The organism is Acidovorax sp. GW821-FHT10A04 (assembly GCF_059415825.1).
The window spans coordinates 215377-239621 of record NZ_JBWKNZ010000005.1 but is presented as its reverse complement, the minus strand read 5'-3'; the positions used below and the strand labels follow the sequence as shown (position 1 = coordinate 239621).

At 68.5% G+C, this 24245-nt stretch carries 22 protein-coding genes; 13 read left to right on the top strand and 9 right to left on the bottom strand.

The features are described 5' to 3' along the window. The first annotated feature begins 45 nt into the window (after positions 1 to 45). Together egtD and egtB are read left to right on the top strand one after the other, a co-directional pair. Positions 46 to 1167: an L-histidine N(alpha)-methyltransferase gene (egtD, locus tag AC07PF_RS13330; RefSeq protein WP_494612192.1), complete on the top strand. Its 1122-nt coding sequence runs from the start codon at positions 46 to 48 to the stop codon at positions 1165 to 1167. A gap of 85 nt (positions 1168 to 1252) precedes the next feature. Further along, positions 1253 to 2536, top strand: coding sequence for an ergothioneine biosynthesis protein EgtB (gene egtB, locus AC07PF_RS13325; protein ID WP_494612191.1), 1284 nt, complete (start codon positions 1253 to 1255; stop codon positions 2534 to 2536). A 19-nt stretch (positions 2537 to 2555) separates the two neighbouring features. On the opposite strand, the gene AC07PF_RS13320 is transcribed toward egtB, so the two are convergent. Together AC07PF_RS13320 and AC07PF_RS13315 are read right to left on the bottom strand one after the other, a co-directional pair. Continuing rightward, positions 2556 to 3839: an O-acetylhomoserine aminocarboxypropyltransferase/cysteine synthase family protein gene (locus AC07PF_RS13320; RefSeq protein WP_494612190.1), complete on the bottom strand. Its 1284-nt coding sequence runs from the start codon at positions 3837 to 3839 to the stop codon at positions 2556 to 2558. Between the two features lie 160 nt (positions 3840 to 3999). Then, positions 4000 to 6006: a peptidase U32 family protein gene (locus AC07PF_RS13315; protein ID WP_494612189.1), complete on the bottom strand. Its 2007-nt coding sequence runs from the start codon at positions 6004 to 6006 to the stop codon at positions 4000 to 4002. A 261-nt stretch (positions 6007 to 6267) separates the two neighbouring features. Here AC07PF_RS13315 and AC07PF_RS13310 point away from each other — a divergent pair, with 261 nt between their 5' ends. After that, positions 6268 to 7341 (top strand): branched-chain amino acid ABC transporter substrate-binding protein, encoded by a 1074-nt coding sequence (locus tag AC07PF_RS13310; protein ID WP_052024458.1) that lies wholly within the window; start codon positions 6268 to 6270, stop codon positions 7339 to 7341. Positions 7342 to 7345: 4 nt separating this feature from the next. Here the strand turns inward: AC07PF_RS13310 and AC07PF_RS13305 are convergent, their stop codons facing one another. Next, positions 7346 to 8344 carry a GlxA family transcriptional regulator gene (locus tag AC07PF_RS13305; RefSeq protein ID WP_494612188.1) on the bottom strand — a complete coding sequence of 333 codons (999 nt, stop codon included), beginning with the start codon at positions 8342 to 8344 and terminating at the stop codon, positions 7346 to 7348. A gap of 100 nt (positions 8345 to 8444) precedes the next feature. Between AC07PF_RS13305 and AC07PF_RS13300 the strand changes: the two genes are divergently transcribed. From AC07PF_RS13300 to AC07PF_RS13285, 4 genes are read left to right on the top strand one after another with little or no spacing between them, the layout of a single operon-like run. Then, positions 8445 to 9065: a LysE family translocator gene (locus AC07PF_RS13300; RefSeq protein ID WP_494612187.1), complete on the top strand. Its 621-nt coding sequence runs from the start codon at positions 8445 to 8447 to the stop codon at positions 9063 to 9065. A gap of 59 nt (positions 9066 to 9124) precedes the next feature. Next, a complete protein-coding gene (locus AC07PF_RS13295) occupies positions 9125 to 9391 on the top strand; it encodes a hypothetical protein (protein WP_494612186.1) in 267 nt (88 codons plus the stop codon). 39 nt (positions 9392 to 9430) lie between these two features. Further along, positions 9431 to 10828 (top strand): tRNA adenosine(34) deaminase TadA, encoded by a 1398-nt coding sequence (gene tadA, locus AC07PF_RS13290; RefSeq protein WP_494612185.1) that lies wholly within the window; start codon positions 9431 to 9433, stop codon positions 10826 to 10828. Next, positions 10782 to 11915, top strand: coding sequence for an LD-carboxypeptidase (locus tag AC07PF_RS13285; RefSeq protein WP_494612184.1), 1134 nt, complete (start codon positions 10782 to 10784; stop codon positions 11913 to 11915). The genes tadA and AC07PF_RS13285 overlap by 47 nt, the downstream gene beginning before the upstream one ends. Before the next feature lie 151 nt (positions 11916 to 12066). Here AC07PF_RS13285 and AC07PF_RS13280 read toward each other — a convergent pair whose 3' ends face one another. Then, positions 12067 to 12417: a hypothetical protein gene (locus AC07PF_RS13280; protein WP_494612183.1), complete on the bottom strand. Its 351-nt coding sequence runs from the start codon at positions 12415 to 12417 to the stop codon at positions 12067 to 12069. A 429-nt stretch (positions 12418 to 12846) separates the two neighbouring features. Here AC07PF_RS13280 and AC07PF_RS13275 point away from each other — a divergent pair, with 429 nt between their 5' ends. From AC07PF_RS13275 to AC07PF_RS13265, 3 genes are all read left to right on the top strand, one after another. Then, positions 12847 to 13776 carry an adenylate/guanylate cyclase domain-containing protein gene (locus AC07PF_RS13275; protein WP_007857501.1) on the top strand — a complete coding sequence of 310 codons (930 nt, stop codon included), beginning with the start codon at positions 12847 to 12849 and terminating at the stop codon, positions 13774 to 13776. A gap of 204 nt (positions 13777 to 13980) precedes the next feature. Beyond that, positions 13981 to 16539, top strand: coding sequence for a penicillin acylase family protein (locus AC07PF_RS13270; protein WP_494612182.1), 2559 nt, complete (start codon positions 13981 to 13983; stop codon positions 16537 to 16539). Between the two features lie 17 nt (positions 16540 to 16556). Beyond that, positions 16557 to 17567 (top strand): asparaginase, encoded by a 1011-nt coding sequence (locus tag AC07PF_RS13265; RefSeq protein ID WP_494612181.1) that lies wholly within the window; start codon positions 16557 to 16559, stop codon positions 17565 to 17567. On the opposite strand, the gene AC07PF_RS13260 is transcribed toward AC07PF_RS13265, so the two are convergent. Beyond that, on the bottom strand, positions 17556 to 18296 hold the full coding sequence (locus AC07PF_RS13260) for a hypothetical protein (protein ID WP_494612180.1): 741 nt from the start codon (positions 18294 to 18296) through the stop codon (positions 17556 to 17558). The genes AC07PF_RS13265 and AC07PF_RS13260 overlap by 12 nt on opposite strands. A gap of 80 nt (positions 18297 to 18376) precedes the next feature. Between AC07PF_RS13260 and AC07PF_RS13255 the strand changes: the two genes are divergently transcribed. From AC07PF_RS13255 to AC07PF_RS13245, 3 genes are all read left to right on the top strand, one after another. After that, positions 18377 to 19093: a hypothetical protein gene (locus tag AC07PF_RS13255; RefSeq protein WP_494612179.1), complete on the top strand. Its 717-nt coding sequence runs from the start codon at positions 18377 to 18379 to the stop codon at positions 19091 to 19093. A gap of 77 nt (positions 19094 to 19170) precedes the next feature. After that, positions 19171 to 19596 (top strand): OsmC family protein, encoded by a 426-nt coding sequence (locus AC07PF_RS13250; RefSeq protein ID WP_494608188.1) that lies wholly within the window; start codon positions 19171 to 19173, stop codon positions 19594 to 19596. Beyond that, the gene (locus AC07PF_RS13245; protein WP_494612178.1) at positions 19593 to 19994 is read left to right on the top strand and encodes an OsmC family protein; all 402 of its coding nucleotides are present in this window, start codon (positions 19593 to 19595) and stop codon (positions 19992 to 19994) included. Before AC07PF_RS13250 ends, AC07PF_RS13245 begins: the two co-directional genes overlap by 4 nt. Positions 19995 to 20049: 55 nt before the next feature. Here AC07PF_RS13245 and AC07PF_RS13240 read toward each other — a convergent pair whose 3' ends face one another. The 4 genes from AC07PF_RS13240 to AC07PF_RS13225 form a co-directional block, all read right to left on the bottom strand. Further along, positions 20050 to 21324, bottom strand: a complete 1275-nt coding sequence (locus AC07PF_RS13240) for an acyl-CoA dehydrogenase family protein (RefSeq protein ID WP_007857508.1) — start codon at positions 21322 to 21324, stop codon at positions 20050 to 20052. A 30-nt stretch (positions 21325 to 21354) separates the two neighbouring features. Then, positions 21355 to 22440, bottom strand: a complete 1086-nt coding sequence (locus AC07PF_RS13235) for a phosphotransferase (protein WP_494612177.1) — start codon at positions 22438 to 22440, stop codon at positions 21355 to 21357. Positions 22441 to 22554: 114 nt separating this feature from the next. Then, positions 22555 to 23274, bottom strand: coding sequence for a Crp/Fnr family transcriptional regulator (locus AC07PF_RS13230; protein ID WP_007857510.1), 720 nt, complete (start codon positions 23272 to 23274; stop codon positions 22555 to 22557). Between the two features lie 154 nt (positions 23275 to 23428). Next, positions 23429 to 24208 (bottom strand): oxepin-CoA hydrolase, alternative type, encoded by a 780-nt coding sequence (locus AC07PF_RS13225; RefSeq protein WP_007857511.1) that lies wholly within the window; start codon positions 24206 to 24208, stop codon positions 23429 to 23431. Positions 24209 to 24245 lie beyond the last annotated feature (37 nt).

The following is a 24245-nucleotide window of genomic DNA, read 5'->3' as shown; positions in this document are numbered from 1 at the left end:
TCGTCCTACTTGGGGGCTGTACACCCCCCGCTAACCTTGCGAACCATGGCCCACGCACTCCTCCAGAATCCGTCGCCCTTGCTTCCAACCCGGGGCGCCCAGCGCCAGGCAGCCTGGAATGCCAAGCCACCCCATCTGGCTTTCGAAGCCTTCGAAGGGCTGGCCCCGGAGCCGGACAGTGCCGATGCCTCCAACACCTCTCAGTCACCCCGGGCGCTGGCGGAGCAATCGGTCTACGACGAGATCACCGAGGGCCTGCTGTTGCAGCCCGCCACGATCTCGCCCAAGTACTTCTACGACCAGCTCGGTTCGGAGCTGTTCGAGTCCATCACCCGCCTGCCCGAGTACTACCCAACACGCACAGAGCACGCGGTGATGCAGCAGCACGCCGCCGCCATTGCCGCCGCCGTAGGCCAGGGCCGCACGCTGATCGAGCTGGGCGCGGGTAACTGCGAGAAGGCGCGCACGCTGTGCCGCACGCTGGCGCCAGACTGCTTTGTGGGCGTGGACATTTCGGCCGATTTTCTGCAGGGCGCCGTGGCCCGCATGCGCGAGGAGTTTCCGCACATGGACGCACGCGCCGTGGGCGCCGACATGACGCGCGGCGTGACCCTGCCGGCCGACATCCCGCGCACTGGGCGCCTGGTGTTCTACCCCGGCTCGTCCATCGGCAACTTCGATCCGCCGCACGCGCTGATGCTGCTCGAACAGATGCGCGAGCTGGTCGATGGAGAAGGTCCCGAGGGTGAGCCCGATGCCGACGGCGGCCTGCTCATCGGCATCGACCTGCCCAAGGAGGTCGATGTGCTCGAAGCCGCGTACGACGATGCGGCCGGGGTCACCGCCGCCTTCAACCTCAACGTGCTCACGCACGTGAACCGCCTCATCGGCAGTAACTTCGACCTGGCGCAGTGGCGCCACCTGGCCTTCTTCAATACCCTGCATTCGCGCATCGAGATGCACCTGCAGGCCATGTCGCCGCTGCAGGTGCGCTGGCCCGGCGGCGGTGTGCGCGACTTTGCGGCCGGTGAATGCATCCACACCGAGAACAGCTACAAGTACACGCTGCCCGCCTTCACTGACCTGTTGGCGCGCGCGGGCTTCTCGCGCGCCCAGGCCTGGACCGACCCGCGCGGCTGGTTTGCGGTGGTGCATGCGCAACCCTGACGCGCGCTTTCCGCCGCTGCCCGGCACTGGCCTGCCTCTGCGGCTGGTACAGCCGCATGCCACCCCGGTGGGGCACACTGGCAGGATGACGACGAACCCTCCCCCCCGGCCCGCCGACTACGCCACCGTGCGCCAGCGCTCGGTGGAGCTGGTGGCGCCGCTGTCGCCCGAGGACGCCTGCGCCCAGTCCATGCCCGACGCCAGCCCCGCCAAGTGGCACCTGGCACACACCACCTGGTTCTTCGAGACCTTTGTGCTGGAGCCGCACGAACTGGCGTTTGCGCCGTTCCACCCGGCGTTTCGCGTGCTGTTCAATTCGTACTACAACGGCGTGGGCGCCAAGCACCCGCGCCCGCAGCGCGGCCTGCTCACGCGCCCGTCGCTGGCCGGGGTACTGGCCTACCGCGCCCAGGTGGACGAGCGCGTGCAGGCCCTGCTGGCGCGCCAAGCAGACAACGCCAGGCTGCAGGCCCTGGTAGAACTGGGCCTGCACCACGAGCAGCAGCACCAGGAGCTGCTGGTCACCGACATCAAGCACCTGCTCTCGTGCAACCCGCTGTTTCCGGCCTACCATGGCTTGCAGCCGAGCGCCGATGGCAACCCGGCCCAGCCCCTCACCTGGCACCGCAGCGACGGCGGCGTGGTCGAAATCGGCCACCATGCCGGCAGCGGCACCTTTGCCTTCGACAACGAACTGCCGCGCCACCGCGTCTACGTGCAGCCCCACGCCCTGGCATCGCGCCTGGTGAGCAATGGCGAGTACGCTGCCTTCATCGAAGACGGCGGCTACCGCAACCCCGTGCACTGGCTGGCCGAAGGCTGGGACTGGCGCACCGCGCAGGGCCTTACGCAGCCCATCTATTGGCACCGCGCGGGGCTGGGCGGTGGTGATGACGAGGGTGATGCCTGGCACGAGTTCACCCTGGCCGGCCTGGTCCCCCTGGCCAGCGCACTGCCCGCCGTGCACCTGTCGTACTACGAAGCCGATGCTTATGCCCGCTGGGCCGGCGCCCGCCTGCCCACCGAGGCCGAATGGGAATGCGCCGCCGCACGCCAGCCCCTGCAGGGCCACTTTGCCGATGGCCCCGATGCCCCGCTGCACCCCGGCACCGCCGAGGGCCCGGGCATGGCGCAGATGTTCGGCGACGCCTGGCAGTGGACCCAGTCGAGCTACGCCCCGTACCCCGGCTTTCGCACGGCCGAGGGCGCCGTGGGCGAGTACAACGGCAAGTTCATGGTCAACCAGTATGTTTTGCGCGGGGGGTCGTGCGCCACGCCCGCGGGGCATGTGCGGGCGACCTACCGCAATTTTTTCCCGGCAACTGCGCGGTGGCAGTTTGCGGGGGTGCGGTTGGCGCGGGATGTCTGAGCGGTAGGCCGCTGCGCGGTCACACCTTGCCCAGCGCCTGCTCCAGATCCGCCTTCAGGTCGTCAATGTGCTCGATCCCCACCGACAAGCGCACCATCCCCTCGCTCACCCCCGCCTTGGCCAGTTCCTCGGGGTTGAGTTGGCGGTGCGTGGTCGATGCCGGGTGCGTGGCCAGTGACTTCGCATCGCCGATGTTCACCAGCCGGGTGAACAGCTGCAGCGCGTCAAGAAAACGTGCCCCCGCCGCGCGCGGATCGGCATCGCTGTTCTTGACGCCAAAGCTCAAAATGCCCGATGCCCGCCCGCCCAGCTGGCGCTTGACCAGCGCGTGGTCCGGGTGGTCAGGCAGGCCGGCGTAGCGCACCCATTCGACCTTGGGGTGGGCCTGCAGGTACTCGGCGATGGCCTGGGTGTTGTCGCAGATGCGGTCCAGGCGCAGGGCCAGGGTTTCGATGCCTTGCAGGATCAAGAACGCGTTCTGCGGTGCCAGCGCGGCACCCGTGTTGCGCAAGGGCACGACGCGGGCGCGGCCGATGAAGGCGGCGGGGCCCAGGGCCTCGGTGTAGACCACGCCGTGGTAGCTCACGTCGGGCTCGTTCAGGCGCGGGAAGCGCTGCTTGTGCTCTGCCCAGGGGAACTTGCCGCTGTCCACAATGGCGCCGCCCACGCTGTTGCCGTGGCCGCCCAGGTACTTGGTGAGCGAGTGCACGACGATGTCGGCACCGTGCTCGATGGGGCGCAGCAGGTAGGGCGTGGGCACGGTGTTGTCCACGATGAGTGGCACGCCATGGTCGTGCGCCACCTTGGCCAGGGCGGCGATGTCGGTCACGTTGCCCAGCGGGTTGCCGATGCTCTCGATGAAGATGGCCTTGGTGCGCGCGTCGATGTGCTGGGCAAAGCTGGCCGGGTCGCGCGGGTCGGCAAAGCGCGTGGTGATGCCCTGCTGGGGCAGGGTGTGGGCGAACAGGTTGTAGGTGCCGCCGTAGAGCGTGCTGGCCGAGACGATGTTGTCGCCCGCCTCGGCAATGGTCTGGATGGCGTAGGTGATGGCCGCCATGCCCGATGCGACGGCCAGCGCCGCAATGCCGCCTTCGAGTGCCGCGATGCGCTTTTCAAGCACATCGTTGGTCGGGTTCATGATGCGGCTGTAGATATTGCCCGGCACCTTGAGGTCGAACAGGTCGGCGCCGTGCTGCGCACTGTCGAAGGCGTAGGCCACCGTCTGGTAGATGGGCACCGCCACCGCCTTGGTGGTGGGGTCGGGGCTGTAGCCGGCGTGCACGGCCAGGGTTTCGATCTGCATGGTTGGCTTGTCTCTGGAAGGGGTTGGTACGAAGGGCCTGGCACCCCGATGGAGTGCCCGAACCATTCTTCCATCGCCCCTCCAGGGCCAGATCGAATCGTTTCGTATGTGCTTATGCGGCCAGCGATGGCAGGTCGGCGCCTGCCAATCCCGCACCCGCTCAACTGGCCTGCTGGGGCCGCGTGCGGTAGAAGTTCAGCGGCGTCTCGCGCGCCTGGTTGTTGAGCACCTGGCGCTTGATCGTGCCCACCACATGCATCTCGCAGGGCTTGCAGTCAAAGCGCAGGGTCAGTTTTTCCTTGCCGTTGATGAGCATCAGCGGCTCGGCCTTGATGGTGCCCTGCACGCCGGTGACGCCCTTGGCCTGCTTGGGGCACAGGCTCATCGAGAAGCGCACGCAGTGCTTGGTGATCATGAGGCTGACTTCGCCTTCTTCCTCGTGCGCCTCGTACGTTGCATCGATCACCTTCACGCCGTGGCGCACGTAGAAATCGTGGGCCTTGTGGTTGAACACATTGCCCAGAAAGCTCAGCGTGTCTTCGGGGTACGGGGCCGGCGGCTCCACCGGGGTGGCGCGCTGCAGGCGCATGAAACCCTTGGCGCGGTTGGCCTCCAAGTCGGCCAGCGCGTCACGGCGCAACGCGTTGACGGCCGATGCGGGGATGAACCAGGGCTGCGAGAGCTGCAGGCCCACGTCGTTCACCGCGAAGATGGTGGCGCCGAAGCGGGCCAGGTGCTCGCGCAGGCTGGCCTCGGCCTTGGCGGCGTCGGTGGCCGGCTGGTGGGCGTGGTCCAGTTGCGCGCCGCCGGCATAGCCGTCTTCGTCGGTCAGCGTAAGGGCAAAGCCGGTGGGCGTTTCCGACAGGTAGACCCACAGGCCGATGCGGCGGTCGCTCGACTTCTTGTCGAGCGTGCGCACCCAGTCCATGTCGCGGTTGCGGTTGATCTCGGTGCCCTTGCGCAGGTCCTTGAAGCCCTCCATCGGGTCCTTGGGGAACACGCGCCACTGCGTGGTGCTGCGCGGCGACACGGGCTCGGCCCGGTTGATGGCCATGCCCACCAGGTCCTTGTGCAGGTCGTAGTAGCACAGGCCGTCGCCGTTGTGCAGCACGGTCTCGGGGCTGCTCACTTCCAGCTCCACGAAATCGGCGCCCACCTTGGTCACCCAGCCGATGGCCTGGCCGGGGTTCTTGGGCGTGTCGAAGGCGCCGATGTCCTGCTTGCGGCCGGTGACGAAGTAGTCGGTGAACTCGCGGTTGAAGTTCTGCAGCGGGTCGGGCGTGAAGGTGAACGTGGTGCGCCCGCTCGACGAGCGCGACAGCGGGTGGCCCGAGGACTCGCGCTCTTCCATGATGCCGTCGATGATGGTGCGGTAGTGGGCCGTGATGTTCTTCACGTAGCCCATGTCCTTGTAGCGGCCTTCGATCTTGAAGCTGCGCACGCCGGCATCGATCAGCGCGCGCATGTTGTCGCTCTGGTTGTTGTCCTTCATGCTGAGCACGTGCTTGTCGTGCGCGATGAAGCGGCCCTGCGCGTCGGTCACCTGGTAGGGCAGGCGGCAGGCCTGGCTGCAGTCGCCGCGGTTGGCGCTGCGCCCGGTCTGCGCATGGCTGATGTTGCACTGGCCGCTGTAGGCCACGCACAGCGCGCCGTGGATGAAGAACTCGATGTTGGCGCGCCCGGGCGCGTCCACCGGGCCCAGGGCCTTGTGCACCGCGGCGATCTGCTGCACCGTGAGCTCGCGCGCCAGCACGATCTGCGACAGGCCCGCGTCCTGCAGAAAGCGCGCCTTCTCGGGCGTGCGGATGTCGGTCTGCGTGCTCGCATGCAGCTGGATGGGCGGCATGTCGATTTCGAGCAGGGCCATGTCCTGGATGATCAGCGCGTCGGCCCCGGCCTCGTAGACCTGCCAGGCCATCTTGCGCGCGTCTTCGAGCTCGTCGTCGCGCAGGATGGTGTTGAGCGTGATGAAGATGCGGCTGTTGAAGCGGTGCGCATGCTGCACCAGGCGTTCCAGGTCGCGGATGTCGTTGCCCGCGCCCACGCGCGCGCCGAAGGCCGGGCCGCCGATGTAGACGGCGTCGGCACCGTGGTTGATGGCTTCGATGCCGATGTCTGCGTCGCGCGCAGGCGCGAGCAGTTCGAGCTGGTGGGGCAGGAGAGACATGGGATCCGATTATCCCAGCCTGGCACGCTGCCGGGGAATTCTGGTTTCAATTAGTCGGACTAATACTGTATGCAATTCTGTTGTGCAAGCCTGGTGTACTGAAGACGGGATAGGATGGCGGCGCCTGGCCGGACCCCCTGGCCAGCGGTTCTCCCTTGTTCCTGTTCATCCGGAGTCTTGCCCGTGTCCTTTGCTTCCCGTTCGCGCTTTCACTTCTCCCTGGTTGCTGCTGCAGCCGCCACCGTTGCCTGCACCGCCGCCATGGCGCAGGACGTGCAGGTCGTCAAGATCGCCCATGCGGGCCCGCTGTCGGGCGGCATTGCCCACATCGGCAAGGACACCGAAAATGGCGTGCGCCTGGCGCTGGACGATTTGAACGCGCAGAACCTGGTGATCGGCGGCAAGAAGATCAAGTTCGAGCTCGCCGCCGAAGACGACGCCGGCGACCCGCGCCAGGCCACCGCCGTGGCGCAAAAGCTGTGCGACCAGAAGGTGGCCGGCGTGGTGGGCCACCTGCAGTCGGGCACTTCCATCCCCGCCGCGGCGGTGTACGACAAGTGCGGCGTGCCGCACATCACGGCGGCCGCCACCAACCCCGACCTGACCAAGCCCGGCTACAAGACCACCTACCGCCTGATCGCCAACGACAGCGCCCTGGGCGCGGCGCTGGCCATCTTCTCGGCCGACCACCTGAAGCTCAAGTCCGTGGCCATCATCGATGACCGCACGGCCTACGGCCAGGGCGTGGCCTCGGTCTTCAAGGCCACGGCGCAGCAGAAGGGCCTCACGGTGGTGGGCGAGGAGTTCACCACCGACAAGGCCACGGACTTCATGGCCATCCTGACCGCCATCAAGAACAAGAAGCCCGACGCCATCTTCTACGGTGGCCTCGATGCCCAGGCCGGCCCCATGCTGCGCCAGATGGAGCAGCTGGGCCTGGGCAACGTGAAGTTCTTTGGCGGCGATGCGCTGTGCACCGAAAAGCTGCCCGAGCTGGCCGGCAAGACGCCGGCCCTCAAGAACGTGACCTGCGCCACGGGCGGCGCATCGGTCGCCAAGATGCAGGGCGGTGCCGACTGGAAGAAGCGCTACGACGCCAAGTTCCCCGGCCAGTTCCAGATCTACAGCCCCTACGCCTACGATGCGGCCATGGTGCTGGTCGATTCGATGAAGCGCGCCAACTCGGTGGACCCCAAGGTCTACATCCCCTTCATCGGCAAGACCGAATACAAGGGCGTGACGGCCAACATCGCCTTCACCAGCAAGGGTGAGCTGACGACCCCCGCCGTGACGCTGTACACCTACAAGGACGGCAGCCGCGTTGCATTGAACTGATCCCTCAGGGCTCGGTTCCGGCCCGCCCGGCGCGCAATGCGCCTGGGCTGGTGCCGTAGTGTTGGCGGAACAGCCGCGCCAGACTGCTGGCATTGCCCAGGCCGACTTCGTCGGCAATGGCCGCCAGGCTGTGGTGCGAATTGGTCAAGCGCCAGTGCGCCTGCTCCATGCGCATCTTCGTCCAGTGGTCGTGGGCGCTCATGCCCATCTGCTCGGTGAACAGCCGGTCCAGCTGCCGGCGGCCGATGCCGATGCGCTCGGCCAGGCCGGCCACGGTCAGCCCCTCGGCCAGGGAGCTGCGCATCAGCGCCACCGCGCGCGCCAGGTGGCGGCCCAGGTCGGGCCCGCCGCCCTCCATTGACTGCAGGTGGTGCCCCTGGTGCCGGGGCGCGTCCACCAGCATGTCGGCCAGGCCCTTGAAGGCCCGCACCCGGCCGCAGTGGCGCGACAGCAGCTGCACCGCCATGTCGATGGCGGCCGTGCCGCCCGCGCAGGTGATGCGGTCGCTGTCGAAGCAATAGATCTGCTCGCTGGCCACCGCGATGCGCGGAAAGGCGTGGCGGAACTCGGCCACATGGCGCCAGTGCAGGGCCACGCGGTGGCCCTTGAGCAGGCCCGCCTCGGCCAGCAGAAAGCTGGCGTTGTCGATGGCCACCAGCGGCAGGCCCCGCGCCGCTGCCTTGCGCAGCACCGGGCCATAGGCCTGCACGTACCCGCGCGAGGCCTGCACCGTGCGGCTGCCAAAGACCACCAGGTAGTCGAACGCCGCCAGGTCCACGGCGTCGGCCGTGGTGTCCATGTTCACCTGCACCGCACTGCTGGAGACCACGGGCGCGGCGTCGATGCCCAGCAGCGTCCATGCGCAGTAGCGCTGGCGGCTGTGGTCCTCGTCGTCGGCCGAAAAGCGCAACTTGTCCAGAAAGGCGCCAAAGGGCAGCAGGGCGAAGTCGGGCAGCGGCAGCAGCAACAGGCGAACGTCGGGGCGGGGCAGGGCGGTGCTCATGCGGGTGTCCAATTTGGTATGGATGTTAGCCAGTTTCGATGCGGTGCATGCTGCCGTGCGCCCCTAGACTGCAGGCCATGTTTCGAACGATGGTGCAGCAATGGAACTGAAAATCTGGCTGGTCTACCTGCTCGCGGTCATCGGCCTGTCGCTGACCCCGGGGCCCAACAGCCTGCTGGTGTTGGCCCATGGGGCGATGCACGGGCGGGCGCGCACCTTGTGGACCATTGGCGGGGGCGCGGTGGGCTTTGTGGCCTTGATCGGGCTGTCGATGCTGGGCATTGGCGCGCTGCTGCAGTCGTCGGCCCATGCGCTGACGGTGATGAAGTGGGTGGGCGGCGCCTACCTGGTGTGGCTGGGCATCCAGCTGTGGTGCGCGCCGGCCATGCAGCTGGAGGCGCTGCCCAGTGCCCAGGGCGAGCGGGCAGTCAGCGGCGGTCGCTTGTTCCGCCAGGGGCTGCTGGCGGCCATCTCCAACCCCAAGGTGCTGCTGTTCTATGGCGCCTTCTTGCCGCAGTTCATCGTGCCGGGGCGTGACCTGTGGCTGCAGTTCGTGGTCATGGCGGGCACGTTTGCGGCGGTGGAATGCCTGGTGGAGTTTGGTCTGGCGAGACTGGCGCACCGCATCCGCCCCTGGCTGCAGCACACGGGGCGCAAGTTCAACCGCTCCTGCGGTGCGCTGTTCGGGTTGATGGGCGCGGCGCTGCCGATGACGCATTGATCTTTTTAACCTCCGTCCCGGTTTACAGTGCGAGCTTGCACGGTATCGGGAGCACAGGCATGCGTGGATTGTTCGGGTTGGTGGGGCTGGTCGTGGTGCTGGCCATTGTGGGCATCATTGCCAAGAAGCAGCTGTCGACCACGCGCGCGCCTGCTGCGGCGCTGCAGCAAGTGCCCATCCCGGGCACCGGTGCGTCGGCGCCGGTCATCAACCCCACGGGCAATGTGCGCGAGCAGAGCCAGCAGGTGCAGCAGCAGGTGCAGCAGCAACTGCAGGAGATTGCCAGGCAGCGGGCGCAGCAGTCCATGAGCGAGGCGGAGAAGTGACCGGGGCCTGCCCGCGGCCTGGATGCGGCTGGTGATCCCATGGCGACTGTTTTTACCGACGAAGACGGCATGCGCCTGGCGCTGGCCGAGGCCCGCGCCGCGGCCGAGGCGGGTGAGGTGCCCGTGGGCGCCGTGGTCGTCAAGGACGGGCAGGTGATCGCCACCGGCCGCAACGCCCCGGTGCAGGCCAACGACCCCACGGCACATGCCGAGATCGTGGCCTTGCGCGCGGCCGCGCAGCGCCTGGGCAACTACCGGCTCGATGGCTGCACGCTCTACGTCACGCTGGAGCCCTGCGCCATGTGCAGCGGTGCCATGCTGCATTCGCGCCTGGCGCGCGTGGTGTTCGGTGCCACGGAGCCGAAGACGGGCGCCGCGGGCTCGGTGCTCGACCTGTTCGCCCACACCGCCATCAACCACCAGACCCAGGTGCAGGCCGGGGTGCTGGCGGCCGAATGCAGCGCGCTGCTCACCGGCTTCTTCGGCGCACGGCGCAGCCAGCAGCGTGCCGACGCGCTGGCCCGCCACCCGCTGCGCGACGATGCCCTGCGCACGCCCGATGCGGCGTTTGCCGACCTGCCCGGCTACCCCTGGGCACCGCACTATGTGAGCGACCTGCCCAGCCTGGCAGGCCTGCGCCTGCACTACCTGGACGAAGGCCCGCAGGACGCGCCGCGCACCTGGCTGTGCCTGCATGGCAACCCGGCCTGGAGCTACCTGTACCGCCACATGCTGCCCGTGTGGCTGGCGGCCGGTGACCGGGTGGTGGCGCCCGACCTGATCGGCTTTGGCAGGAGCGACAAGCCCAAGAAGGAGGCCGCGCACCGCTTCGAATGGCACCGCCAGGTGCTGCTGGAGCTGGTGGAGCGCCTGGACCTGCAGCGCACCGTGCTGGTGGTGCAGGACTGGGGCGGCATCCTGGGGCTGACCTTGCCCATGGATTGCCCCGAGCGCTTTGGCGGCCTGCTGGTGATGAACACGCTGCTGGCCACGGGCGATGCGCCGCTGCCGCAGGGCTTCGTCGACTGGCGCGCCATGTGCCGCGACAAGCCGCTGTATGGCGTGGGCCGGCTCTTCGCGCGCGGCAACCCGCAGCTCTCGCCGGCCGAATGCGCGGCCTACGACGCGCCGTTTCCGGACAAGGGCTACCGCGCGGCGCTGCGCGCCTTTCCCGAGCGCGTGCCCGCCGGGCCCGACGACCCCGGCGCCGCGCTCTCGCGCCAGGCCCGTGATTTCTGGCGCCAGCAGTGGCCCGGCCAGAGCCTGATGGTGGTGGGCGCGCAGGACCCGGTGCTGGGCCTGGCGACCACCATGCAGGCGCTGCAAAAAGACATCCGTGGGTGCCCCGAACCGGTGGTGCTGCCGCAGGCCGGGCACTTTGTGCAGGAGCATGGTCGGGACATTGCCGAACGGGCTGTGGAATACTTCAGCCCCTGACCGCACGCCAGCGCCTGCCTTCCTGCGCGCACGCCAGCGGTCACCGCACACTACCTCGGAGCAGGCCCACCACTGGCGCCTGAATGCTTTGCACAACGATCACGACCACCACCATCACGACCACCACGGCGACTGCGGCCATGACCATGGTCCCAAGCACATCTACATCTACTCGCCGTCGAGCGCCGTGCGCGACAAGGCCGCCTTCAAGCGTGGCATTGCCCGCCTCAAGGCCCTGGGCCACGAGGTCGAGGTGGACGTGGACGCCCTGGCCAGCCACACGCGCTTTGCCGGTGACGACGCCACTCGCCTGGCCGCCATCCACCGCGCGGCCGCCAGCGGCGCGCATGTGGCACTGATCTCCCGCGGGGGCTACGGGCTCTCGCGCATCCTGCCGGGCATCCGCTACAAGGCGGTGGCCAAGGCCATCGACAAGGGCATGAAGTTCGTCGGCCTGAGCGACTTCACGGCCTTCCAGAACGCGCTCCTGGCGCAGACCGGCGCCGTGAGCTGGGCCGGCCCGGCGCTGGGTGCGGACTTCGGCGTGGCGGGCGAGCCCGACGACATCATGGAAGCGTGCTTCGACGACCTGCTGACCGGCCACGGCGAAGGCACGGGCTGGCGCATGCACCGCGAGAAGCCCGATGCCACCACCGGCAAGCCGGCCGTGCCGGACATCTACGTGAAAAGCGCCCAGCTCTGGGGTGGCAATCTGGCGGTGCTGGCATCGCTGGTGGGCACGCCCTACCTGCCCAGTGTGAAGGGTGGCATCCTGTTCCTCGAAGACGTGAACGAGCACCCCTACCGCATCGAGCGCCTGCTGACCCAGTTGCTGCATGCCGGCGTGCTGGCGCAGCAAAAGGCGGTGGTGCTGGGCCAGTTCAACCAGTTCAAGCTGGTGCCCCACGACAAGGGCTACAAGCTGCAGTCGGTGGTGGACTGGCTGCGCACCCAGATCAAGGCCCCGGTGCTCACCAACCTGCCGTTCGGGCATGTGGAGACCAAGGTGCTGCTGCCCGTGGGCGCCACAGTCTCCTTGTCGGTGGAAGAACGCGATGCCCTCGTCTATTGGGGGCATATTGGCTGACACCCCCTGAGACGCTTCGCGTCTTCCCCCTCTCTCGTCTCGCTGCGCGAGGCGGGAGGGGGACACCCCCGGTGAGGCGGGACGGCCCTTGCACGGGGGTGCTGGCCTTGCCCGGCGCGGGCTCAAACGTTGTGGGCGGGGATGAATTGAGTCAGGACAGCGAGGCGCGTACCGGGGTTCCCAGGGTGCGTGGCAGCAGGCCCTGGAACAGGAGTGTCACCTGGGCGATGACGTTTTTGGCAGATGGCTCGCCCTGCAGGGGGGTGAGGGTGCTCTGCAGGTCGCTGCGCAGGTACCACAGCGCTTCGATGTCGCCCGCATAGCGCAGGCGGATGTTCATGCGGGCCACCTCGCAGCCCGAAAAGCCCGACAGGCTGCCGATCATGGCGCGGCGTACCTCTTCCAGTTGCTGGTCGCGCACCCAGGCGGTCGACGCAGGCGCGTCACGGCCAATGAGGCCGTGCAGGCTGCTGCCGCGTACATAGGGTTTGTTCCAGCGCATGGAATGGTTTTCCACCATAAATGGGTACAAGGCTCAAGGTACGTGGCCGACTGTGCAAATGCAAGGGGGCCGCTCCCGTTTTTTGCAGAAAGCCAACAGGCCTTCATAGCTTTTTGCAAACAATTGCAAGTTTTCGATGCTTATTTGAATCTAGTATGAAAGGATTAAGCAGGAGTCATGCCCAGTGCGCCGGGCGGTTGGCACCATCCACCGACAACCGCCTGCAAGGCATTGCAGGCCTTGCGAACGGGCGCACAACGGGCGCACAACGGGCGAGCTTGGTGCCCGCGCGGGACGTTAGGGCAGGGCGCATCCCGAGGGGGATGGCCCCACGCGGCATTCAGGTCCGCCCACTGGCATGGGCGCCATGCACATTGCAGGCGCTTGAACTAAACTGGGTCACATGATGTTACCTGTGCCTGCGTGTCCATGACGGTTCTATCGACGGTGGTCTTTGCCGACATTTCCGGGAGTACGTCGCTTTACGAGACGCTGGGGAACGAGCGCGCCACCGAAGCGGTGACGCAGCTGACCCAGTGGATCGCCGACACCATCGAGGGCAATGCGGGTCGCGTCGTCAAGAAGCTGGGCGACGGCGTGCTGGGCATCTTTGGCGATGCCGCCGGCGCTGTTTCGGCCATGGCCGAGATGCAGCGCAAGCACCTGGCCCGGCTGGACCGCTGGCCCCACCCCCTGCGCATGGACATCCGCGTGGGCGTGGCCACAGGTGAGGTGGTGGATGTGGATGGCGATTGCTACGGCGACGCCGTGAACGTGGCCTCCCGCCTGTGCGAGCGGGCCGGCCCGTCCGAGATCTGGGCCACCGAGACGGCTGTGCTGCTGGCCGGTGCGGCCGCCTCGGTCTGGTACCGCAAGCTCGGGGTGATGGAAATCCGCGGCAAGGCCGAAACACTGATGCTCTACCAGGTGGAGTGGCGCCAGGACGAGGAGCCCGACTCGCTCACCATGCAGTCGGCGCTGATCAGCAATTTCTCGCCGGTGGATTCCATCCTGGGGCAGATCCAGTTTTCCTGGCACGGGGTGGACCTGTCGTTCAGCTCGGCCGATGCCCCGGTGCACGTGGGCCGGGCCACCGAGATGCAGCTGCGCATCAACGACCCCCGGGTCTCGCGCCTGCATGCCCGCATCGACTGGCGCAACAGCGGCTTCGTGCTGACCGACATGAGCAGCTTCGGCACCTGGGTGCGCTTCGAGGGCAGCGATTCGCCCGTGCGCCTGCGCCGCGATGCCTGCATCCTTCACGGTACGGGGGAGATCGCGCTGGGCGTCTCGTTCAGCGAGCCCACCGCGCCCAAGATGCACTTCCAGGTCGTCGGTGGCAGCGTGCACTTGGGTTGACCCCCTGAGTCGCTTCGCGCCTTTCTCCTAAAGGGGGAGGCCCCCAGCGCGGGGGGCACTGGCGTGGGGCGCCAGTTGTCGAGGGCTGCGCTGGCGCGCAGCGTTGTCGAAAACCGGCACGAGACCAATCTGCACTGGTGCTGCGCTGACACGTTCTGACACAATGCCCGGCGACTAGACCGAGACAAAACAGGACAGAACGATATGGCGTGGATCAAGAAAACGGCCGTGGCACTGGTGGCCGGGGCCTTGCTGGTGGGGGCGGGGGCCGCCATCTATGTGCAGCGGACCTTTGCCGTGGTGGATGGAAAGATCACGGTCGCCGGCCTGGCCCGGCCCGTGGGCGTGCAACGCGATGGCGCGGACGTGACGCACATCAGCGCGCAGAGCCCGCAGGACGCCTGGTTTGCCATGGGCTACGTGCATGCGCAGGAGCGCACCTGGCAGCTGGAGTTCAACCGCCGCGTGATGCACGGCCAGCTCTCGGAGGTGTTTGGCGAGGCCACGCTGGAGACCGACAAGCTCATGCGCTCGCTGGATATCGTGGGCAACGCGCGCAAGCAGTACGCGGGCCTGCCCCTGTACGCACGTGAGGCGCTGCAGGCCTACAGCAAGGGCATCCATGCCTTCCACCAGAACCGCCCGCAGGCCCTGCCGCCCGAGTTCCTGGTGCTGGGCGCCAAGCCCGGCGGCGAGGCCGGTGCCGTGTGGGAGCCCGAGGACAGCGTGGGTTGGGCGCTGATGATGGCGCTGGACCTGGGCGGCAACTGGGGCAATGAATTCGCGCGCCTGTCCGTGGCGCGCACGCTCGATACCGAGCGGCTGTGGCAGCTGATGCCCCCCTATCCGGGTGAGCCGCCTGCGGCATCGGCCGACCTGGCCGCGCTGTACCGGCAGCTCGGGGTGTACCGTGGCGACGCTGCCGCAGGGGCTGCGCCCAGTGCCGGCCTGGACCGTGGCGCTGCACTGCAGGCCGCCAGGAAGCCCGAGGCGGCTGCTGCGCCAGGGCAGGGTGGTGGCCCCGTGGCGCGCCAGGTCAGCGCGGGCATGCTGGCCTGGGCCGAGGAGCTCACCCGCAATGCCGGCACCAACGACGGCAAGGGCAGCAACAACTGGGTGCTGGCCGGCTCGCGCACCGAAAGCGGCAAGCCGCTGCTGGCCAACGATCCCCACCTCTCCCTGAGCGCGCCGGCCATCTGGTACTACGCCCGCCTGCAGGCGCCGGCCGGCAAGGCATCGGACGGCTCGCCCATCGCCGCCATCGACGCCCTGGGCGCCACCCTGCCGGGCCTGCCCTTCGTGGTGCTGGGCCGCACGGCCAGCGTGGCCTGGGGCTTCACCAACACCAGCCCCGACGTGCAGGACCTGTACCTGGAGCAGATCAACCCGGCTGACACCACGCAGTACCGCACGCCCGAGGGCTGGGCGCCGTTCGCGGTGCGCAAGGAGACCATCCGCGTCAAGGGCAAGCCCGACGTGGAGATCGCGCTGCGCAGCACGCGCCACGGCCCGGTGCTCAGCGATGCGCAGAAGTCGCACGCCGACGTGCTGGACCTGAAGAAGTACGTGCTGGCCCTGCGCTGGACGGCGCTGGACGCCGACAACCAGACCGTGCTGGCCGGGCTGATGGTCAACCAGGCCACCACGGTGGAGGACCTGTTCGCCGCCTTCGAACACCACCAGGCGCCCATGCAGAGCGTGGTGGCGGCCGACGTGAACGGGCGCATCCGCTTCCAGGCCATGGGCCGCGTGCCTGTGCGCGCGCCCGACAACGACATCCGCGGCGTGGCCCCATCGCCCGGCTGGGACGCGCGCTACGACTGGAAGGGCTGGCTGCCGCTGGACCAGACCCCGCAGGACGAGGGCGCCAAGGGCTGGATCGCCACGGCCAACCAGCGCGTGACGCCGCCCGCCTACCCGCACTACCTGACGCAGGACTGGGCGCTGCCCTACCGCTACGAGCGCATTGCCCAGCTGATCGAGGCCCGCCCCAAGCACACGGCGGCGAGCCTGCAGGCCATCCAGCTCGACACGGCGTCGCTGGCTGCGCGGCACCTGCTGCCCCACCTGCAGCAGGCGCAGTCCAGCCACCCGCTGGCCGCGAAGGCGCAGGCCCTGCTCAAGGACTTCGATGGCGTGATGGATGCCGGCCGCGCGGCGCCGCTGATCATGGCCGCCTGGACCGACGAGCTGGTGCGCGGCCTGGTCGTGCCGCGCATCGGCGAGGCACGCTTTGCGGCCACCTACGGCAAGCGCGACTACCGTGCCGGGCTGGAAGGCATGCTCGCGCGCAACGACACCTGGTGGTGCCAGCCCTCCACCTGCGCCAAGCAGTCGGCCGCGGCCCTGGGCCGTGCGCTCGACCGGCTGCAGGCCGCGTACGGCGCCGATCCTGCCGCCTGGCGCTGGGGCGATGCGCACCCTGCGGTCAGCGGCCACCGGCCGTTCGGCAACGTGGCGGCGCTGGCGCGCTGGTTCGATGTGAGCGTGCCCTCCAACGGCGACTCGTACACGGTGAACGTGGGCCAGTACAACCCGGGCGATGCCAAGACCCCCTTCGCGAACCGGCATGCCGCATCGCTGCGCGCCATCTACGACCTGGCGGACCTGGAGCAATCGACCTTCATCTACCAGACGGGGCAGAGCGGCCTGGTGTTCTCGCCGCGCTACCGTGACATGGCGGTGGCCTGGGCAGGGGCGGGCAACCGGCTGCTGCAGCGCGAGCCGGCGCGCTTTGTTCACAGCCTGACGCTGCAGCCCTGAGCACGCAAAGGATACACATGGGTTTCGTACCGTTGATCGAAGTCACCCGGGGTGGACTGGTCGAGTGCCAGCACTGGGGTGCCGTGGCCGTGGCCAACCGCGCGGGCCAGGTGCTGGCCCGGGTGGGCGACCCAGAGGCGGTGGTGTTCACGCGCTCCACCATCAAGGCCTTCCAGGCGCTGCCGTTCATGCAGTCGGGCGGCGCCCGGGCCCTGGGCTGGGGCCCGGCCGACCTGGCGCTGCTGTGCGCCAGCCACAACGGCGAGCCCATGCACGTGGCGCAGGTCGAGCGGATGCTCGCCAGCGTCGACCAGGACTACCACGCGCTGCGCTGCGGCTGCCACCGGCCGCTGTTCGCCGAGCTGGGGCTTGGGTCGCTGCCGGCTGGCTTCGTGCCCGATGAGCGCCACAACAACTGCAGCGGCAAGCATGCGGGCTTTGTGGCCTATTGCGTGCAGCAGGGCCTGCCGCTGGATGATCACCTGCACCCGGGGCACCCGCTGCAGGTGGCGGTACGCAGCCGCGTGGCCCAGGCCGTGGGCCTCGCGCCGGATGACCTGGCAGCTGGCACGGACGGCTGCTCGGCCCCCAACTACGCGCTGCCGCTGGCCAACCTGGCGCGCGGCTATGCGCGACTGGCCGGCGGCGCGCCGGACACCGAATTCGACGAGAGCTTCACGGCGCTGGCCGATGCCATGGTGGCGCGGCCCGAGCTGGGCTCGGGCACGGGCCGGCATGACCTCGACTTCATGCGCGTGGGTGCGGGCGACTGGGTCTCCAAGACCGGGGCCGATGGCGTGCAGGTGGTGGGCAGCCGCAGCCGGGGCGAGGCCTTTGCGCTCAAGGTCATGGACGGCAGCATGCTGGCCCAGGTGGCGGCGTCGGTCGAGGTGATGGACCAACTGGGCTGGCTCAGCGAAGCGCAGCGCGAGGCGCTGGCGCCCCGGCGCTCGTCGCGCATCGTCAACGCCCGGGGGCGTGAGGTGGGAGGGCGCAGGCCCGTGTTCCGCCTTGGATCAGGACGGTAGGCGGGCCAGCGGGTAGGCCGCGTCCGCTGCCGGAAAGAAGGCGGCGAACGGCTCCGCATCGGGCAGCACATAGACCACACCCGCCTCGCGGCCGAACCAGGGGGCGATGCAGCGGTTGTAGAAGTCCGTGGGGGCGTTCACGCAGCCGTGGCTGATGCGCCGCTCGGCCAGCACGGGGCTGGCCAGGCGCTGCACGCGGCGCTCGGCCGGGTTCCCGCGCACGCGGTGCAGGGAGACGGCCGACGGGTAGTCGATCCACACGATGTCGTGGCCCTGCAGGTTGCTGCCGGGCTCGCTCACGAAGCGGCCGGCCGGTGTGGTGCGCTCGTGCGGGCGTATCTGCGACAGTGGCCGCTGGCCGATGCCGGGCGCCGAGTGGTCGCCCAGTGCCGAACCCAGCAGCACCGGCGCGCTGCCGGCATGGTCGCCGCCAGGGCCGAACACATGGATGGTCGCCGCGGGCTTGTCGATCACGGCAAACGGCATGCCCTCGTGGTTGCCAGTGGCTGCCGCCCAGCGCACCAGGCGCTGCGCGTCCAGACTGGCGCCAGAGCGCTCCCACGGGGTCGCGGCCCGGGCCGATGGCGCCCAGGCGGCCGTGCCCAGGAGCATGCCGGCGCTGGCCAGCAGGCGGCGCCGGCGCAGCAGGCCCGCCGGGGTGGCCGGTTGCGCGGCCGAAACCGCCAAAATTTCACGAAGGACAGGGTCGGGCGTGGCAAGAGAGGTCATGGTGTCCCCCAATCGTAGCGGTTTGTGCCAATAATGGCGCTACCCGCGACTTCCGCAAGGCCCCCGGGCCTGTGAACACCATGTTTGATCGCATCCGCCAGGCCTTTGCCGGTGCCCCGTCCGACGATTCATCCGATGGCCTGTCGTCCAGCCAGCCGGTGACCGGCCCGCAACTGGCGCGCTGGATTGCCGACCAGCAGCTGTCCAGCGTGCCGCAGGCGGGGGCGGGCCATTTCGACGTGGGCGGCGAGATCCTGGGCCACCCCTGGCGGCTGGAGTGCGGTGCGTCCACGCGCGACTACATCCTGGGCCTGGAACTGCGCGGCCGTGCCGACGTGAAGGCCGACCCCGACGCCGCCGTGCTGGTGCTCAACCGCCCGCTGCGCGATGCGCTGGAGCGCCACGCCTACAACGCCATCACCGACAACCTGCAGACCAGCGTGGACGCGCGCATGCCCGAGGAGATGCGCTGGCTGTCCATGTTCGACGAGGTGTCCTGGCCCGAGTTGCCGGGCTCGTTCCGGCGCCATTTCGCGGTGGTGGCAGAGCGCATCGAGCATGCCGAGCACTGGGTCCATGCGCACCTGGTGTCGGCACTGCTCAATGCGGTGGAGGGCGAGCAGGGCGCGCTGCGCTCGGAAACCCCCATGGTGCTGATGCTCGCGCGCGGCCACGTCTACCTGCGCACCGAGCACACCCGGCGCACCCTGGCCGAGATTGCGCACGCGCGCACGGTGCTGGTGACGGCCGCCCAGGCGGCGGCGCAGAACCTGCCGGCACCGCCGCTCGATCTGTGACAGGCTGAGATCAATCACCACAGGCTCTTATGATCTCAGGCCACCGGCGCATGGGCGCCGGGCCTGAGAGCATTTGAATGAGCACACCTTCTGTCCGCGCCATCGGCGGGACCACACCCTATGCCGTGACCCTGGTCGATGACGCCGGCCACACCTGGCTGGGCGACGAGCCCGTCGACCTGGGCGGGGCCGACGCCGGCCCGTCGCCGTTCCACCTGCTGCTGTCGAGCCTGGGGGCCTGCACCGTCATCACCCTGCAGATGTTCGCAGCGCGCAAGCAATGGCCCCTGGCCGGCGTGGAGGTGGCCTTGCAGCTCAACCCCGAAGGGGCACCCGCCAGCGGCACCGACATCACGCGCACCATCACCCTGTCGGGCGCGCTGAGCGAGGAGCAGCGCGCGCGCCTGCTGCAGGTGGCCAATGCCTGCCCGGTGCACAAGCTGCTGACCGGTGAGGTGCGCATTGCCTCCGCACTCGCGGCATCGGAGGGCGGACTGCCATGACGAAAATGGGATCGGCTTCGGTGGTGTCGGGCGATGCCAACTACGTCCACAAGGTGCGCGCAGGGCATTTCGACCTGGTGGCCGACGAGCCCAAGGCGCTCGGCGGCCAGGGGCAGGGCCCGGCTCCGTTCGACTACTACCTGGCGGCCCTGTCGGCCTGCACGGCCATCACGCTGCGCATGTACGCCGAGCGCAAGGGCTGGAACCTCGGCGAGTTCCGGGCCGAGCTGGCCTTGAGCCGGGATGAGGAGGGCCGGCTGCACGTCCACCGCGTGCTGCATTCGGACCAGGCACTGAGCGACGCCCAGTGGGAGCGGCTGCTGGAAGTGGTTGTGAACACGCCGGTGACCAAGGCCCTGCGCGAAGGGGCCGAGATCACCAGCGAACGGGGGCGCTGACCGCAGAGCGGCCAGTGCTGTCCCCCGCGTGGTGCGCGGGGGAGGGCGGGCTGCTTCAGCTGCCGCGCGTGATCGGCACGCCGCTGTCGCGGCCGTAGGCGCCGTACTTGCCCAGCTCCCACTTGGCGATGGCGTTGCGGTGCACTTCGTCCGGGCCGTCGGCAAAGCGCAGGGTGCGCGCGCCGGCGTAGGCGTAGGCCAGCGGGAAGTCGTCGCACATGCCGCCGCCGCCATGCACCTGCATGGCCCAGTCGATGACCTGACAGGCCATGCTCGGGGCGACGACCTTGATCATGGCGATCTCGGTCTTGGCGACCTTGTTGCCGGCCACGTCCATCAGCCAGGCGGCCTTCAGGGTCAGTAGGCGGGCCATGTCGATCTTGCAGCGGGCTTCGGCGATGCGCTCCTGCGTCACGGTCTGCTGGGCCACGCTCTTGCCGAACGCGACGCGCGAGGAGGCACGCTTGCACATCAGTTCCAGTGCGCGTTCGGCCAGGCCGATCAGGCGCATGCAGTGGTGGATGCGGCCAGGGCCCAGGCGACCCTGGGCGATTTCGAAGCCGCGGCCTTCGCCCAGCAGGATGTTGGAGACGGGCACGCGCACGTTCTCGAAGGTCATCTCCACATGGCCGTGGGGGGCGTCGTCGTAGCCGAACACGTTGAGCGGGCGGATGATGGTGATGCCCTTGGCATCAGCGGGCACCAGCACCATGCTCTGCTGCGAATGGCGGGGGGCGTCGGGGTCGCTCTTGCCCATGGTGATGAACACGGCGCAGCGCGGGTCGGCTGCGCCCGAGATCCACCATTTGCGGCCATTGATCACGTACTCGTCGCCATCGCGCTCGATGCGCGTCTCGATGTTGGTGGCATCGCTGGAGGCCACGTCGGGCTCGGTCATCGCGAAGGCCGAGCGGATCTTGCCTTCGAGCAGCGGCTTGAGCCAGCGTGCCTTGTTGGCATCGTCGCCGTAGCGGGCGATGGTCTCCATGTTGCCGGTGTCGGGCGCGGAGCAGTTGAACACCTCGCTGGCCCATGGCACCCGGCCCATGATCTCGGCCAGGGGGGCGTATTCCTGGTTGGTCAGGCCGGCGCCTGCATAGCCCGATGCGGCGGCGCTGTCCACCGGCAGGAACAGGTTCCACAGGCCGGCGGCCTGGGCCTTGGGTTTGAGGTTCTCGATGGTGGACAGGGCCGACCAGCGCTTGCCCGCGGCCGTGTTGGCGGCCAGTTCGTTCTTGTACGAGGCTTCGTTGGGGTAGATGTGCTCGTCCATGAACTGCAGCAGCTTGGCCTGCAGGTCCTTGGTCTTGGGGGAGTAGTCAAAGTCCATGGGGGGTCTCCGTTGGTAATCGGTGGGGGCTCAGCTGCGCTGGGCGAACGACCAGGCCAGTTGGGCCATGGGCCGTGCGGTATCGCCCGAGGCCTTGGCCTGGGCACTGGAGGCCGTGCCGGCCTCCACGCGCTTGGCAATGCCTTGCAGGATGGCGGCGATGCGGAACATGTTGTAGGCCATGTAGAAGTTCCAGTCGGCACGCAGCGCCTCGGGCGTGGTGATGCCGGTGCGCTCGCAGTACAGGCGGATGTAGCTGTCCTCGTCGGGAATGCCCAGTGCCGCGATGTCCTGGCCCGCGATGCCGCGGCCCATGCCGGCGGGGATGTGCCAGCTCATGCAGTGGTAGCTGAAGTCGGCCAGGGGGTGGCCCAGGGTGGACAGCTCCCAGTCGAGCACGGCGATGACACGCGGCTCGGTGGGGTGGAACATCAGGTTGTCCAGGCGGTAGTCGCCATGCACGATGGAGACCTGGCTCTCGTCGCGCGCGCTGGCCGGCATGTGGGCCGGCAGCCATTCCATGAGTTGGTCCATCTCGGGGATGGGCTGGGTGATGGAGGCCACGTACTGCTTGCTCCAGCGGCCGATCTGGCGCTCGAAGTAGTTGCCGGGCTTGCCGTAGCTGGCCAGGCCACGCTCGGCGAACTTCACCGTGTGCAGCGCGGCGATCACGCGGTTCATCTCGTTGTAGATGTCGCCGCGCTCGGCGGGCGTCATGCCGGGCAGGGACTGGTCCCAGAGCACGCGGCCCTGCATGCACTCCATGATGTAGAAGGCGCGGCCGATGACCGACTCGTCCTCGCACAGCACGTGCATGCGCGGCACGGGCACGTCGGTGCCGGCCAGGCCACTCATCACCGCGAATTCGCGCTCCACCGCGTGGGCCGAGGGCAGCAGCTTGGCCACCGGGCCGGGCTTGGCGCGCATCACGTAGCTGGCCTTGGGCGTGACGAGCTTGTAGGTGGGGTTTGACTGCCCGCCCTTGAACATCTCCACGGTCATCGGGCCTTCGAAGCCCTGCATGTGGGTGGTCAGCCAGGCGGTGAGGGCGGCGACGTCGAAGGCGTGCTGCTCGGACACCGCACGGGTGCCGACGAAGTGGTCAAAATTGCTCATGTACTGGGGTTCCCCACGCGGGTTGCCGCGTGCTTGTCTCTGTCCACCGGCGGGCGCAGGTGGTGGTGTTCTTGTGCGGGGCGAGGGCCGTGCGGGCCCCCGCTGCGGCCCAATTCAGGTATCGGCGTCCGCAATGCGCATCAGCGCTTCGCGGTCGCGGATGACGAGGCCGCCCGGCTCGATGCGGATGGCGTCCTCGCGTTCCATCGACTTGAGTTCCTGGTTCACGCGCTGGCGCGAAGCGCCCAGCAACTGCGCCAGTTCTTCCTGCGCCAGTTGCAGGCCGATGCGCATCTCGCTGCCGTCCGACAGGCTGGGCACGCCGTAGCTGCGCACCAGGTGCACCAGCTGCTTGGCCAGGCGCGAGCGCAGGGGCAGGGTGTTGAGGTCTTCCACCAGCCCGAACAGCTGGCGTATGCGCCGTGCATGCAGGCGCAGCATGGCTTCGTAGAGCTCGGTGTGGGCGGCCAGGATCTTCTTGAAGTCGGCCTTGGCCACGCACAGGATGGTGGTGTCGCCATGCGCATAGGCATCGTGCGTGCGCCGGTCCCCGTCGAAGATCGCCACGTCGCCGAACCAGATGCCCGGCTCCACATAGGTCAGCGTGATCTGCTTGCCCGAGATGGAGGTGGAGCTCACCCGCACCGCCCCGCGCGCGCAGGCAATCCACTCCTCGGGCGGGTCCCCGCGGGCGGCTATGAGGCCGCCATCCTTGAAGCGTTTGACGTAGGCACATCGCAGGATGTCGTGGCGTAGAGAAGGTGAAAGGGATGAAAACCAGCGACCTGAGTTGATCGCTTCACGTTCTTCGATGGTAAGAATCGGGTCGTCCATGGCCTGTCTTTTGCGTGACTAGAAACAGGCCCATTGTCGCGTGAGGGACCGGCACGCTGCGTCAGGGTTGTCACCTGAGCGTCTTGCAGGCAGGCGCAGCAAAACAAACGGCCCTGTGAAAGGGCCGTGGTGATGAGCTGCTGCAGGCAAAGGGCTATTCGTAGTTCGGCGTGCGCTTTTCGAGGAAGGCCGAGATGCCCGCACCGCCATTGGCATGGTGCAGGTTCTTCACGAAGTGGTCGCGCTCGCTGGCCAGGTGCCGGGTCAGGTTGTTGCCGGGCGCGTCGTTCAGGAGTTCCTTGATGCTGGCCAGCGCATTCGGTGCGCGGCCATTGAGGCGCTCGGCCAGCGCCAGGGCCACCTCGAGCGCGCTGCCCGGGTCGGCCAGCTGGTTGACCACGCCCAGGGCATGCAGGCGCTCGGCGGGGATGCGGTCGCCGCACATCAGGATCTCGGTGGCGACCTGGCGTGGCAGGGCCTGGGCCAGGCTCCAGCTGGCGCCGCCATCGGGCGACAGGGCCACGTTGCTGTAGGCCATGACGAACACCGCATTGCGCGCGGCCACCACCATGTCGCAGGCCAGCGCCAGCGAGAAGCCGGCGCCGGCGGCCGCGCCTTCCACCGCCGCGATGATGGGCTTGGGGTAGGTGCGCACCGCCTCGATCCAGTTGTGCAGGCCCTCGATGCTTTGTGCCTGCACCTCGGGCGCCTCCTGGCGGTTGGCCAGCAGGCGCTGCAGGTTGCCGCCGGCGCAGAACATGTTGTCCGAGCCCGTGATGACCACGCTGCGGATGTCGTCGCTGTTCTCGGCCACGCTCAGGGCCTCCACGCCAGCGGCGTAGATGGCGGGCTCGATGGCGTTGCGCCGCTCGGGGTTGTGGATGGTCAGCACCAGGGTCTTGCCCTGGCTGGTGCTCTTGAGTTCTGCGGGCATCGTGTCTCCGGGTCGCTTTTCTTTTCTGGACGGGGGC